Here is a 14,160-nt window from a genome sequence, read left to right as displayed (position 1 = left end):
GTCGGCCTCGGCAAGCTGTTCCCCGGCGTCAAGGCGCTGGGGGGCGTGGCCTTCGACATCCGCGCCGGCGAGGTGGTGGCGCTGGCGGGCGAGAACGGCGCCGGCAAGTCGACCCTGGTGAAATGCCTGTCCGGCGTGCACCAGCCGGATGAGGGCGGACTGATCCTGGATGGCCGCCCGGTGCGGCTGCGCACCCCGGCGGAGGCGGCGGCGGCCGGCATCGCCGTGATCCACCAGCATTTCAGCCTGGTGCCCGACCTGACCGTCGCCGAGAACCTGTTCCTGGGGCGCGAGCCGGGCGGCATCGCCCTGCGCCGGGCGGAGATGCGGCGCAAGGCGCAGGAGGTGATCGACCAGTTCGACCTCGGCCTCCGGCCCGACGACCGCGTCGGCAATCTCACGGTCGGCCAGCGCCAGATGGTCGAGATCGCCAAGTCGATGCTGTCTGAGGCCTGGCTGGTGATCATGGACGAGCCGACCAGCGCCCTGTCGACCCGCGAGCGCGACCGCCTCTACGAGCTGATCGGCCGGATGAAGGGGATCGGCTGCGCCATCCTCTACATCTCGCACAAGATGGAGGAGATCTTCACCCTGGCCGACCGCGCCGTGGTGCTGCGCGACGGCCGCTTCGTCGGCGACCGCGCGATCCGCGACCTCGACGAGCCGACGCTGATCGGGATGATGGTCGGCCGCGACATCGGCAACGTCTTCCCGCACCGGCGGGTGCCGCGCGGCGACCTCCTGGTGGCGGTCGACGGCATCGCCGATGGCGGCCTGCTGCGCTCGGCCAGCCTGACGGTGCATGCGGGCGAGGTGGTGGCCCTGGCCGGGCTGATGGGCAGCGGCCGGTCCGAGGTGATGCGCTGCATCGCCGGCCTCTCCGCCCACCGCACCGGGACGATCCGGATCGGCGGCGCCGACCTGCCGGCCGGCGACGCCCGCCGGGCCAATGCGCTGGGCGTCGCCTATGTGCCGGAGGACCGGCATCTCGAAGGTTTCGTCGGGCCGATGTCGATCCAGGACAACGTCACCCTGGCCTGGATCCGGGCCAAATCCGCGCTGGGCCTGGTGCGGCCCGCGGCCCTGGCGGCCGAGGCCGGGCGGCTGATCCGGCAGCTCGGCGTCCGCCCGCCCGATCCGCGCAAGCGCGTCGGCGACCTGTCGGGCGGCAACCAGCAGAAGGTGGTGATCGGCAAGTGGCTGGCCACCTGCCCGCGGGTGCTGCTGCTGGACGAGCCGACGCGCGGTGTCGATGTCGGCGCGAAGTCCGAGCTGCACGTCCTGATCGCCGAGCTGAAGGCGCAGGGCGCCGGGATCCTGATGGTGTCGAGCGAGCTGCCCGAGGTGCTGGGCGTCGCCGACCGCATCGTGGTGATGCATGAGGGCCGCACCGCCGGCGAGCTGCCGCGCGGCGCGACCGAGACCGAGGTGATGGCGCTGGCCTTCGGCCGCAGCGCCGGGGTGCCTCGCCCGACGAAACAGGAGAGGGTAGCGGGATGAGCAGGATGAGATTGGCCATCGTCGGCGCCGGCTTCATGGGGCAGTTCCACGCCCAGGCGATCGCCGGGCTGGAGACGGCGACCCTGTCGGCGGTCGTCGACCTGTCGTCGGAGCTCGGCCGCAAGACGGCCGACCAGTATGGCGCCCGGCACTTCGCGGACATCGAGGCGTCGCTGGCCGCCGATGCCGCCGACGCCTATGTCGTGGCGCTGCCCGACACGCTGCACCGCGACGTCACCTGCGCGCTCTTGGAGGCCGGCAAGCCGGTGCTGGTCGAGAAGCCGATGGCGCATACGCTGGAGGCGGCGCAGGCCATGGCGGCGGCGGAGAAGAAGGGCGGCGGCCGCCTGCTGGTGGCCCATATCCTGCGCCACGACCCGCGCTATGTGCAGGCGGCGGAGGCGGTGCGGGCCGGGAAGATCGGCGACCCGATCCACGCCAGCTCCGGCCGGTTCACGGTGCGCGACATCGGCACCCGCATGAACGGCTCCTCCAGCGTCTGCTTCTATCTCGGCGTGCACGATGTCGACGCGCTGCAATGGATCAGCGGCACCGACATCACCCGGGTCTATTCCCGCGCCGTCTCCAAGCTGATGCCCAGCCTCGGCGTCCAGTCCGAGGACGCGATCTTCACCACCTGCGACATGTCCAACGGCATGGTCGGCCAGCTCTATTTCGGCTGGTCGCTGCCGAGCGACATCCCGACCGGGATCTGGGCCCGGACCGAGGTGATCGGCACCAAGGGCGTGGTCGACCTCGACGTCCGCGACCACGGGCTGCGGGTGCTGTCGAGCGGCGCCTGGAGCCTGCCCGACGGGCTGCACTGGCCGACCGTCAATGGCCGGATCATGGGCGACCTGTACGAGGAGCTGCGCCACTTCGTGCAGGCGGTGCGCGAGGACAAGCCCTTCGTCATGTCGGTGCCCGAGGCGCTGCGCGCCGTCGCGGTCAACGACGCGATCCGGCGCAGCGTCGCCAGCGGCCAGCCCGAGGCGGTCGCCGACTGGCGCGGCTGACGGGACCCGGCCGATGCACAGCCCCTGGCTCCGCCGCGCCCTGGACCTCGCGCCACTGTTGCTGCTGGTTCTGCTGGTGGCGGCGTTCGGCCTGATCGATGCGCGGGTGGTCACGCCCGACAGCCTGCGCAACGTGCTGGCCCAGGCCACGCCGGTGGCGCTGCTGGGGCTTGGCGCCTTCGTGGTGCTGCTGACCGGGGGCATCGACCTCTCGGCCGGGGTGGCGGTCGCCTTCTGCAGCGTGGTGATGGCCGGGCGGCTGGATGCGGGCGATCCGCTGGCCCTGGCGCTCCTGGCCGGCCTCGCCACCATGGTGCTGCTGGGGCTGATCAACGGATTCCTGGTCGGCACTCTGCGCGTGCCGCCCTTCGTCGTCACCCTGGCCACCATGGTGGCGGTGCAGGGGGCGACGCTGTGGGCGGCGCAGAAGGGCGTGCTGATCCTGAAGAGCCCGACGCTGAAGGGCATCGGCATCGGGCAGATCGCCGGCGTCCCGAACTCCGTGCTGCTGGTCGGGCTGATCGCCATCGGCGCCTGGGCGCTGATGCGCTGGACCCGCTTCGGCCTGCGTACCTACGCCATCGGCTCCGACCCCGCCGCGGCGCAGCTGGCCGGCGTGCCGCTGCCGCGGCAGCAGCTGCTGACCTATGTCGTCGCCGCCATCTTCACCTTCCTGACCGCCGTGCTGATGATCAGCCGGGTGCCGGTCGTCACCCCCAATCTCGGCGGCACGCCGCTGCTGCTCGACGCCATCGCCGCGGCGGTGCTGGGCGGCACCAGCATCTTCGGCGGCCGCGGCACGGTGGCCGGGGTGGTGATCGGCGCCGTCATCGTCAGCCTCCTGACCAATGCCCTGCGCGTCTTCGGCGTGGACCCCTCCAGCATCGATCTGTTCAAGGGCGCGATCATCGTCCTGGCGCTGATCGCCGATGCCGGGATCCGGATGCTGCGCCTGCGCCTCGATGAAGGACGTATCGGATGAGTTCGCCCCCCTTCGCCCCAGGCCCCGGCCGCCTGGCCTGGAGTTCGTCACCGGAGCTCGGCAAGGCCCGCGGTGCCGTGCTGGTGCCGACCGGCGCCGTGGAACAGCACGGGCCGCATCTCGCCACCGGCGTCGACATCTGGCTGGCGACGGCGGTGGCGCTCGGCGTCGCCGGCCGCGACGCCTCGATCCGGGTGGCGGAGCCGATCTCCTACGGCTCCTCGGCCCATCACCTGGCCTTCCCCGGCACGATCAGCCTGCGGCCGTCGACCTTCATCGCCATCGTCGTCGATGTCTGCCGGTCGCTCGCCCGCGACGGCTTCTTCCCGATCGTGCTGAACGGCCATGGCGGCAACCGCGGAGCGCTGCAGGTGGCGGTGTCGGAGCTGGGCGCCGACGGCGTGCGCAGCGCCGCCTTCTCCTATTTCGACCTGATCCGCGAGGACGCGGCGGCGATCCTGCCCGATGCCGGCCAGGGCTGCGGCCATGCCTGTGCGCTGGAGACCTCGCTGATGCTGCACCTGTTCCCGGGCTCGGCGCGGGCGGAGGCGATCCCCGCCGGCGGCACGCCGTCCTGCTGGCCGGACCCGCATCTCTATTCGCCCAGCCCGATCACGGTCTGGCGCAGCTTCGAGGAGATCAACCCGACCGGGGTGATCGGCCGCCCCGCCGACGCCACCGCCGAGGCCGGGGCGAAGCTGTACGAGGCCGCAGTGACCCGGTCGCTGGAGGCGGTGCTGCGCCTCCGCGACGGCTTTGCCACGGCCTGATCCTCCCCTCCAACCGAGACGATCCCGATGAAGACGATCAAGGGCCTGAAGGTCACCACCGCGCCGTCCGGCGCCCCGGTCAGCCGCATGCGCATCGGCGGGCGGTGGGAGGAGGGCGGCTCCGGCGAGTTCCTCGAGATCACCAGCCCGGCCACCGGCGCGGTGGTCGGCTTCGTGCCGCTCGGCACCCGCGCCGACGCGCAGCGGGCGATCGCCGCCGCCAATGCGGCGAAGCCGAAGATCGCCGGCCTGTCGGTGTGGGAGCGGTCGAAGCTGTGCTTCGCCGTCGCCGACGCGATCGAGAAGCGGAAAGAGGCACTGGCCCGCACCCTGTGCCTGGAGCAGGGCAAGCCCTACCACGCCGAGGCGCTGGGCGAGGCCGGCGCCGCGGTCGCCGCCTTCCGCAGTGCCGGCGAGCAGATCAAGTGGCTGGAGACGGCGTGCTTCCCGGTCGAGGACCGCAACAAGCGCGCCTTCAGCTTCCTGCAGCCCAAGGGGGTGTTCGGCATCGTTACGCCGTGGAACTTCCCGCTGGCGCTGCCGTCGATCTACTACCTCGCCCCCGGCCTGGCCACCGGCAACGCCATGGTCTGGGTGCCGGCGCCGACCACCTCGATTATCGCCGAGAAGCTGGTGGAATGCCTGATCGAGGCCGGCGTGCCGGACGGCGTCGTCAACCTCGTGATCGGCGACGGGCCGGAGGTCGGCGACGAGGTGGTGTCTAACCCCGGCACCGACGCCGTCGCCTTCACCGGCAGCTCCGAGACCGGGCGGATCATCGCATCCCGCGGCGCCGGCAAGCCGCTGATGGTGGAGCTGGGCGGCAACGGCCCGACCATCGTCCTGGCCGATGCCGATCTCGACACCGCCGCGGCGCGGGCGGCGGCGGGCTGCTTCGCCAATGCCGGCCAGATCTGCACCTCGACCGAGCGCATCCTGGTGGCCGATGCGGTGCACGACGCCTTCGTCGAGAAGCTGGTCGCGGCGGCCCGGGCGGTGCGGATGGGCGACCCGTTCGACCCCGCCACCACCATGGGGCCTCTGAACAACGAGCCGAATGCGCAGAAGGTCGATGCCCACCTGGCCGACGCCCGGCAGCGCGGCGCCTCGATCCTGTTCGGCGGCGGCCGCGCCGAGGGGCTGGCGACCCGGCTGCACTACCAGCCCACCGTGATCACCGACCTATCGCCGGACAGTCTGCTCAATATCGACGAGACCTTCGGCCCGGTGGTCCCGGTGCTGCGCTTCCGCGACGAGGATGAGGCGCACCGCATCGTCAGCAAGAGTCGGCTCGGCCTGTCCGCCGCGGTGTTCACCCAGACCATCCGCCACGCCTTCCGCTGGGCCGAGGCGCTGAAGGTCGGCATCGTCAACGTCAACGAGATGAGCCCGTACTGGGAGACGCACATTCCGGCCGGCGGCGCGGCCGGGACCAGCAGCGGCATCGGCCGCACCGGCGGCCGCCACACGCTGCTGGAGATGTCGGACCTGAAGACGGTGACGATCGATATCAGCCGGTAGGGGGGCCGATAGCTCCGCCGGTCAGGGATGGTTGCGGTTCACCAGCGCACCATCCCGCCATCCACGTTCAGGGTCTGGCCGGTGATCCAGCGCGCCTCGTCGGAGGCGAGGAAGGCGGCGGCTGGGGCGATGTCACGCGGCTGGCCCCGGCCGGGGATCGCCTGCAGCATCTCGACGAAGCCGAAGGCCTGGGCGTGCGGGCTGGCCATGACGCCGTCCGACGCGGTCAGCCCCGGCGTCACCGCGTTCACGGTGATGCCGTGCTTGCCCAGCTCGGTCGCCAGGGCCCGGGTGAAGCCGAAGACACCGCCCTTGGCCGCGGAGCCAGGCCCGCTTCCTTGCGCTGACCCGACGCCCGATCAGGGGCTCTGCCGGGCAATACCTGTCGATGGCGTGCCTAGGTGCGGTGGGGTGCGCGGGCCGCCAGCGTGCCGCAGCGATCCGTGCTCCGGCGCGCCACCACCTCGGTGCCGAGGTCGAGGATGCGCGGGCCGGGCGATCTGCCGGCGAGCTGCTCGCGGATCGCCGCGACCGCCGCGTGGCCGACGCGGTAGCGATAGGTGCGCACGCTCGACAGGCTCGGCTCCGCCGCCTCCATGAAGTCGAGGTCGTTGAAGCCGGCGATCCCCATGTCCTCGGGCACCCGGATGCCGCGCTGCAGGCATTCGAACAGCACGCCCAGCGCCAGGATGTCGTTGTTGCAGAACACGGCGTCGAGTGCTGGGTCCGCGGCCAGCGCCTGCCGGAACAGCTCGCGCCCCAGGGCCGGCGTGGCGAACTCCAGCATCGGCCGCCCGGTCGCCGGATTGACCTTGTCCAGGAGATGGCGAAGGCTGGACTCGGATATCGAATGGACCAGGCCCGGCCGGTCCAGCCCGGCTGCCTCCAGCGCCTTCTGATAGCCGCCCCGGCGGCCGGCCGAGCGGCTGTTCATCCAGCCGCTGAGGAAGGCGATGCGGGTGTAGCCCTGGGCGATCATGTGCTCCGTCATCCGCCGGCCGGCATCCTCATGCGAGAAGCCGATGATCCGGTCGATCGGGTCGGGCGACAGGTCCATGATCTGCACCACGGGGCAGCCGGCCTGCTCCAGCATCCGCCGGGCATTCGCCGTTTGGTTGATGCCGGAGACGATCATCGCCGACGGCTTCTGCCGCAGGAACAGGCCGACCAGCCGCTCCTCCTCCAGCGGGTCGTAGCGGGTGTTGCCGACCTGGATCTGCAGCTCGGTGCCGTCGACGCCGTCATAGATGCCGCGCAGCACGTCGGCGAAGACGACCTGGGTCAGCGACGGCACCAGCGCGCCGATTACGCCGCTGCGGGTGGAGGCGAGGGCGCGGGCGCTGAGATTGGGGACGTAGTTCAGCTCGCGGATGGCGTCGTTGACGATCCGCCGCAGCGTCTCCGACACCCGGTGCGGCTCGCGCAGCACCCGGGACACGGTGATCATGCCGACGCCGGCATAGGCCGCGACATCGGCCATGGTCGGCGTGCCGCCGCTGCGGCTCTTGCGGGGCTTCTCGGAAATGGTCGTCTCCTACCGGTCTGCCGGCAGTATCGGTGCGGAACGCGGCGGAATTCAAGCTGAACGCCGTCCTCGACGTCTCCTGGCGGACAGACTCAAATAAATCTCCGAGTGGCGTCTTGACTCCCCGAAAATGGCAGCGCTACCATCAGTGTATCGCAGGCAAAGATCCGTTCTGTCCTCATGAATTCGAGGGGCGGAGGCGTTTGCCCAAAAATCCGATGGGGAGGAACCTATGCCTTTCACCAGGCGGGACGTTCTCGGGGCATCGGCTGCGCTGCTGGGGGCGGGCCTGACGGCGACCCTCGGGACCCGGGCCTCCGCCCAGTCGACCGACACCATCCGCATCGCCTTCGCCGCACGCAACAACCGCACGCTCGACCCCTCGAACTCGATCCAGGGGGCCGACAACTGGTCGATCGTGCACATCCACGACACGCTGGTGGCCTCGCCCAACGGCCGCTTCGCCGAGCGGCCGGAGGAATTCGTGCCGCAGCTGGCCGAGAGCTGGACGATGTCGCCCGACGCCCGGACCTGGACCTTCAAGCTCCGCCAGGGCGTCCAGTTCCACAAGGGCTATGGCGAGATGACCTCGGACGACGTGGTCTTCACGCTGAACCGCATGCGCGACCCGAAGCAGGTCGGCGGCAACAAGGTGCTGTACCAGAACATCATCGACGTCCAGCCGGACGGGATATACGGGGTGAAGATCTCGCTGCAGCAGCCCGATCCGCTGCTGCTGAGCGGCACGATCCAGGACTATTCCTGCGTCATCCTGTCGAGGAAGGCGGTGCAGGAAAGGGGCGAGGCGATCCAGCGCGACCCGATCGGCACCGGCGCCTACCAGTTCGTCAGCATCGATCCCGACCCGTCCAAGGGCATCATGATGACCGCCAACCCGGATTATTTCGGCGGGGCGCCGGTCACCAGGAACTTGCAGGTGATCTACATCCTCGACACCACGGCGCGCACCCTGGCGCTGCTGTCGGGCGACGTGCACATGATCGAGGGCGTGCGCGCGCCGGGCTGGGTGCCGGCGATGAAGCAGAAGAACCCGAACCTGCTGTTCGACGTGGCCGCGCCGGGCAGCCTGTTCACCATGAGCTTCAACCTGACGCGCAAGCCGCTCGACGACCTGCGCGTCCGGCAGGCCTTCGCCTATGCCATCGATCGGGACGCGATCGTCGAGGCCATGGCGCCGATCAGCCGCCGCACCTACGGCCTCAACCCGCCCGGCTTTCCCGGCAGCTATACGGCCGACACGGTGCCGGAGGAACTCCGCTACAGCTTCGATCCGGACAAGGCGAAGGCGCTGCTGGCCGAGGCCGGCTATCCGGACGGCTTCACCCTCGACGCCTATACCAGCCAGCGCGAGGACTATTCCGCCGCCATGCTGGTGGTGCAGGAGCAGATGCGCAATGTCGGAGTCGCCATCAACCTGCAGGTGATCGACCACACCACCTTCCACGCCAACAACCGCAAGGACATGAACACGCTGCCGCAGAACTCCTCGGCCTATCCGCCGGTGCCGACGCTGCCGCTGGCGGACATCCTGTCGAAGACCGCCGAGGTGAAGTCCGACGGCAGCGGCGGCACCAACTATTCGCATTACGGCGTCGCCATCCCCGGCATCGACGACCTGCTCGACCGGGCGGGGAACGAGCCGGACTACGACAAGCGCCTGGCGCTGATCCAGGAGGCCGAGCGCAAGGTGATGACCGACCTGCCGGTCCTGCCGATCGCCACCAACGGCTATCTCATCGCCCGCGATCCCAGGGTCCAGCTCGGCTACGAGGTCAAGTCCGGCTACGCCTACTGGCGGCTGGACAAGGCGAAGATCGCCTGAGGCGCCATCTCGCCTCCGCATTGCTTCGGGAAGGAATGATCATGACCGCAACCGCCCTTCGATCCGGCGGCGCCCCCGGCGACAGGCGCGTCCTCGCGCCGGGCACCTTCTGGTATGACACGATGCGCCGCGCGGGGCAGAACAACTTCAACGAGCGCGATCCCGAGACCCTCGATGTCGAGGCCTGGATCGACTACTGGAAGCGGCTGAGGATCGACACGCTGCTGCTGAGCGGCGGCGGCATCATGGCCTTCTATCCAACCGAAATCCCGTACCATCACCGCAGCCGCTATCTCGGCGACCGCGACCTGTTCGGCGAATTCGCCGCCGCGGCCAAGCGCGAGGGCATGCGCGTGGTCGCGCGGATGGATCCGAACTGGTGCTACGCGGACGGCGCCGAGGCCCATCCCGAATGGATCGCGCGCACCGCAGACGGCCAGCCGGTGCACCATCCGGAGGTGCCGGAGCTGTTCCGTACCTGCATGTTCTCGACCTTCTATACGGAGCAGATGTCGGCGATCTATCGTGAGATGAACGCCCGCTACGACATCGACGGCTTCTTCACCAATGGCTGGCCCAGCACCGGCCGCCGGCCGGCCTGGTACAACACCGAGCACCAGCATCTGGCCTGTCTGCCGCCGCAGGAGTTCTACCGGATCTACGAGGACCGGGTGCTGGAGATCTGGCGGCTCTGGGATGGCATCGCCAAGGAACGGTCGCCGGAGAATGTCTATGTCGGCAATCTCGGCGGGGGCATCCGCGCGGTGACCGACGTGATGGCGATCGCCAAGGTCGCCGGCTGGTTCAACGCTGACCATCAGGGCCGCAACAACCAGACCCCGGTCTGGGACTGCGCCCAGCAGGGCCGCGTCGCCCATGCCGTGATGGACGGGCGGGCGGTGACCAACGTGACCGGCGGCTACGCCAATGCCGACCCGTTCTGGCGGCATACGACCAAGGCGCCGGAGGAGACGACGCTGTGGATGGCGCAGTCCACCGCCAGCGGCATGGTCCCCTGGTACCATTGGCTCGGCGGCGCGCCGGACGACCATCGGTTCCGCCGCACCGGCGAGGCCTTCTTCGGCTGGCTGGCGCAGCATGAGCGGCATTTCCGCAACACCGCGCCGGTGGCCAGCCTCGCCGTCGTGTTCTCGCAGCGGACCAACGCCTTCTACCGGCCGCCCGGCGGTGGCGACGTCACCGACTATCTGCAGGGCTGGTACTACGCCCTGCTCGAGGCCCGGATCCCGTTCGAGTTCCTGCACGAGCAGAACCTGACGGCGGAACGGCTGAAGAAGTTCGCCGCCATCGTCCTGCCGAACACGGCGATGCTGTCCGACGCCCAGGCCCGGGCCGTCGAGGACTATGTCGCCGGCGGCGGCGCGGTGGTCGCGACCTTCGAGAGCGGCTGCTTCGACGAATGGGGCCGCCGCCGCGCCACGCCGGCCCTGGCCCGGCTGTTCGCGGTCGAGGTTGCCGGCCTGCCCTTCGGCGCGGCGCAGGGGGAGCACCGGCACCACCGGCGCGGGCATCTCGCGCGCATCGAGGGCGACCACCCGATCCTGTCCGGCTTCGGCGACACCACGCTGCTGCCCTATGGCGAGTTCCGCCTGCCGGTCGCGCCCGGCGGGGCCGATCTCCTGAGCATCGTCGAGCCCTACGCCGCCTTCCCGCCGGAGATGGTCTACACGGACACGCCGAGGACGGAGGAAACCGCGCTCTCGGCGCGGCAGCACGGGCAGGGGCGGGTGGCCTGGTTCTCGGGCGACATCGACCGCTCCTTCTGGCTGTCGACGAATGGCGATCTCGGCCGGCTGATGGCGAATGCGGTGCGCTGGGCGCTGGGCGGCCGCCAGCCGGTGCGCATCGAAGGGCAGGGGCTGGTCGATGTCTTCCCCTGGCGGACCCAGGACGGCTACGCGCTGCACATCCTCAACTACACCTCGCCGAACATGATGCGGGGATGGGTGCGAGAGACCTATCCGCTCGGCCCGCAGACGGTGAGCTTCGAGGTCGCGCCGGGCCGGACGATCCGGGCGGTCGAGGCCCTGCGCGCCGGCCGCAGCGTGCCCTTCACCCAGACCGGCACCACCGTCCGCTTCACGCTCGACGGCATCGCCGACTACGAGGTCGCCGCGCTGACCTGAGCGCGCGGCGACCGATCGACACCAGGACGGCACGAGGATCCTCATGGCTGCAGAGACTTCCGTCACCCTGCTGATGCCCGACACCGTCGCCGCCCCGGTCCGCTGGGCGGCGGAGGAGCTGCTGCGGGCCCTGCGGCAGCGTGACGTCCAGGCCGCGATCGGCGCGGAACCGGGGGCGTTCACCATCCGCGTGGCGACACGGGACGACCAGGAGGCTGCGGCGGCGGCTTCCGCCGCATCGGTGACGCTGCCGGAAACGGCGGAAGGGCTGGCGCTGCTGCCGGTGGCGGACGGCATCCTCGCCTGGGGCTTCGACACCCGCGGCCTGGTCTACGCGCTGACCGAGCTGGCCGACCGGGTCCGCCATGCCGAGGGCGACCTGTTCGGCCCCGGCCTGCCGCTGGTGGAGCGGCCCTCGGCCCGCATCCGCAGCATCGCCCGCCTGTTCTGCTCGGAGGAGGAGGACAAGGGCTGGTTCCACGACCGCCAGTTCTGGCACGACTACCTGTCGATGCTGGCCGGCCAGCGGTTCAACCGCTTCGCCCTGACCCTGGGCATGGGCTACAACTACCCGTACCACAACAACTTCATCCGCGACGTCACTTTCTACTTCCCGTACCCGTTCCTGCTCGACCTCCCCGGCTATGGGGTCGACGTCAAGGAGCTGACGCCGGAGGAGCGCGACGCCAATCTCGAGACGCTGAAGTTCATCGCCCGTGAGACGGCGCGGCGCGGGCTCGACTTCCAGCTGGCGCTGTGGACCCAGCGCTACGATTTCGACGACGTCCCGAACGCCAACTACACGGTGCAGGGGATCACCCGGGACAACCTGGCGCCCTATTGCCGCGACGCCATCACCGCGCTGCTGAAGGCGGTGCCGGAGATCACCGGCCTGACCTTCCGGGTGCATGTCGAGGGCGGCATCCCCGAGGGCGACTACGCGTTCTGGGAGCAGGCGTTCAAAGGCGTCGCCGCGGCCGGCCGGCCGGTCGAGATCGACATGCACGGCAAGGGCCTGGACCACGAGACCATCGGCCTCGCCCGCGCCTCGGGCATGCCGATCACCGCCTCGCCGAAATACATGGCCGAGCATATGGGCCTGCCCTATCACCAGTCCGCGATCCGCGAGCGCGAATACCCGCCCGAGGTGGCGCGCAGCGAGCGGGAGAAGCTCAGCGAAGGGTCGCGCAAGTTCCTGCGCTACAGCTATGGCGACCTGCTGCCCAAGGACCGCGACTGGAAGGTGCTGTACCGGATCTGGGCCGGCACCCAGCGCGTGCTGCTGTGGGGCGACCCGGCCTTTGCCGCCGGCTACGGGCGCAGTTCGACCTATTGCGGCTCGGACGGGGTGGAGTGGTGCGAGCCCGGCTCGTTCAAGGGCCGCATGGGCACGGGCGTGCCGGGTCAGCGCTTCAATTACCAGAAGCAGGGCCTGGCGACGAAGTACGACTGGCAGAAATACGCCTATCTCTACCGGGTCTGGGGGCGGCTGCTCTACAACCCAGGGGCTGATCGCGACGGCTGGATGCGCCATCTCCGCCGGACCTGCGGCGACGCCGCCGAGGCTTGCGAAACCGCTCTGTCACTGGCCAGCCGGGTGCTGCCGCTGGTCAGCCTGACGCATGGGCCGTCGGCCTCGAACAACCATTACTGGCCGGAAATCTACTCCAACCTCCCGGTCGGTACGGTCGGAAACCGCCGGCCCTATGGCAGCGACATGGACGGGCCGGTCCGCTTCGGCAACGCGCCGACCTTCGACCCGCAGCTCTTCGCCACGCCCCGCGAGTTCGCCGAGGCGCTGCACGAGGGCCGCGCCGACCGGCGCTATTCGCCGCTCGACGTCGCCGACTGGCTGGAGACCCTGGCCGCGGGCTGCGACACCGCGCTGGTGTCGCTCAAGGGCAGCAGCACCTTCGAGACGGCGGAGGTGCAGCGCATCGTCATCGATGTCGGCATCCTGTCGGGCATCGCCCGGTTCTTCGCCCAGAAGTTCCGCGCCTCGACCTGGGTGGAGCTGTTCATCCTGTCCAAGGCGGCGGTGACGCTGGACCGGGCCGAGGCCCATCTGAAACGGGCGGTGCTGGCATGGCAGGGCATCGCCGACATCGCGCGCGACATCTATCACGACGACCTCACCTATGGGCCGCAGAGCTGGCTGCGCGGCTCCTGGCAGCAGCGGCTGCGCGAGATCGAGATCGAGCTCACCGACCTGCAGGCGATGCGGTCCGAGGCGCCGCACGAGACGATCCATCCCGACGACCAGACAAAAGCCGCCATCGCCCGGCTGCAGGGGCGGGTGCCGGTGCACGGCCTGGCGACGGGCGTCACCGGCCCGACGACCTTCCGGCGCGGCGAGGCGGTGGAGGTCCGGGCCGATCTCGCGGAAGCGCTGCCGGGCGGCGGTGAGCCGGTGCTGCACTTCCGCCACGTCAACCAGGCCGAGCGCTGGAAGGCGATGCCGATGCAGCGGGGTGGAGACGGCTTCGCGGCGGTCATCCCGCCCGACTATACGGACTCGGCCTTCCACCTGCAGTTCTATGTCAGCGCGGTGGCCGGCGACCGGCTGGTCCTTGCCCCGGGCCTGCGCGACGACCTGGCCAACGAGCCCTACCTCACGGCGCTGCAGGTGTGAGATGGAGCCGTCGGCCCGCCGGATAGTCGCTAGCACGTTGCCTCTCCCGCTTGCGGGAGAGGTCGGGCGCGCGAAGCGAGACCGGGTGAGGGCTTCGCGGCGGCGATGCCGGGATGATCGTCTCAGGGTAGGGCGGATCCTGTGTTCGCTCACGGCAAGATCCGTGAACACGGCAGCGTCCCTATGCCTTCACCCGAACATCCTTCGGATGTCCGACCTCTCCC

At 70.1% G+C, this 14,160-nt stretch carries 9 protein-coding genes and 1 pseudogene; 8 read left to right on the top strand and 2 right to left on the bottom strand.

What is annotated here, in order from left to right:
• From P409_RS11490 to P409_RS11470, 5 genes are all read left to right on the top strand, one after another.
• On the top strand, positions 1–1,500 hold a 1,500-nt coding region (locus P409_RS11490), incomplete at its 5' end, for a sugar ABC transporter ATP-binding protein (protein ID WP_034835773.1).
• Between the two features lie 5 nt (positions 1,501–1,505).
• Complete coding sequence (locus P409_RS11485) at positions 1,506–2,516, top strand: Gfo/Idh/MocA family protein (protein WP_161790378.1); 1,011 nt, start codon at positions 1,506–1,508, stop codon at positions 2,514–2,516.
• A 13-nt stretch (positions 2,517–2,529) separates the two neighbouring features.
• Complete coding sequence (locus P409_RS11480; protein WP_034835764.1) at positions 2,530–3,498, top strand: ABC transporter permease; 969 nt, start codon at positions 2,530–2,532, stop codon at positions 3,496–3,498.
• Positions 3,495–4,268 carry a creatininase family protein gene (locus P409_RS11475; protein WP_081991437.1) on the top strand — a complete coding sequence of 258 codons (774 nt, stop codon included), beginning with the start codon at positions 3,495–3,497 and terminating at the stop codon, positions 4,266–4,268. The genes P409_RS11480 and P409_RS11475 overlap by 4 nt, the downstream gene beginning before the upstream one ends.
• Before the next feature lie 27 nt (positions 4,269–4,295).
• Positions 4,296–5,789 carry an aldehyde dehydrogenase family protein gene (locus P409_RS11470; protein WP_081991436.1) on the top strand — a complete coding sequence of 498 codons (1,494 nt, stop codon included), beginning with the start codon at positions 4,296–4,298 and terminating at the stop codon, positions 5,787–5,789.
• A gap of 38 nt (positions 5,790–5,827) precedes the next feature.
• On the opposite strand, the pseudogene P409_RS11465 reads toward P409_RS11470, so the two are convergent.
• Positions 5,828–6,100 (bottom strand): annotated as a pseudogene (locus tag P409_RS11465) (SDR family oxidoreductase); the annotation flags it as partial.
• Positions 6,101–6,186: 86 nt separating this feature from the next.
• Positions 6,187–7,269, bottom strand: coding sequence for a LacI family DNA-binding transcriptional regulator (locus P409_RS11460; protein WP_052120418.1), 1,083 nt, complete (start codon positions 7,267–7,269; stop codon positions 6,187–6,189).
• Between the two features lie 277 nt (positions 7,270–7,546).
• Between P409_RS11460 and P409_RS11455 the strand changes: the two genes are divergently transcribed.
• Genes P409_RS11455 through P409_RS11445 form a run of 3 tightly spaced genes read left to right on the top strand, consistent with a single transcriptional unit; the run spans position 7,547 to position 13,936 of the window.
• The gene (locus tag P409_RS11455; RefSeq protein ID WP_034835758.1) at positions 7,547–9,157 is read left to right on the top strand and encodes an ABC transporter substrate-binding protein; all 1,611 of its coding nucleotides are present in this window, start codon (positions 7,547–7,549) and stop codon (positions 9,155–9,157) included.
• A gap of 41 nt (positions 9,158–9,198) precedes the next feature.
• Positions 9,199–11,304 carry an alpha-amylase family protein gene (locus P409_RS11450; protein ID WP_202964639.1) on the top strand — a complete coding sequence of 702 codons (2,106 nt, stop codon included), beginning with the start codon at positions 9,199–9,201 and terminating at the stop codon, positions 11,302–11,304.
• Between the two features lie 43 nt (positions 11,305–11,347).
• Positions 11,348–13,936 carry a hypothetical protein gene (locus P409_RS11445; RefSeq protein ID WP_052120415.1) on the top strand — a complete coding sequence of 863 codons (2,589 nt, stop codon included), beginning with the start codon at positions 11,348–11,350 and terminating at the stop codon, positions 13,934–13,936.
• Positions 13,937–14,160: the final 224 nt, after the last annotated feature.

The organism is Inquilinus limosus MP06, from assembly GCF_000767795.1.
Taxonomy (GTDB): Bacteria; Pseudomonadota; Alphaproteobacteria; order DSM-16000; family Inquilinaceae; genus Inquilinus; species Inquilinus limosus_E.
The sequence above is the reverse complement of the archived record's forward strand: the minus strand, read 5'-3'. Positions and strand labels throughout refer to the sequence as shown.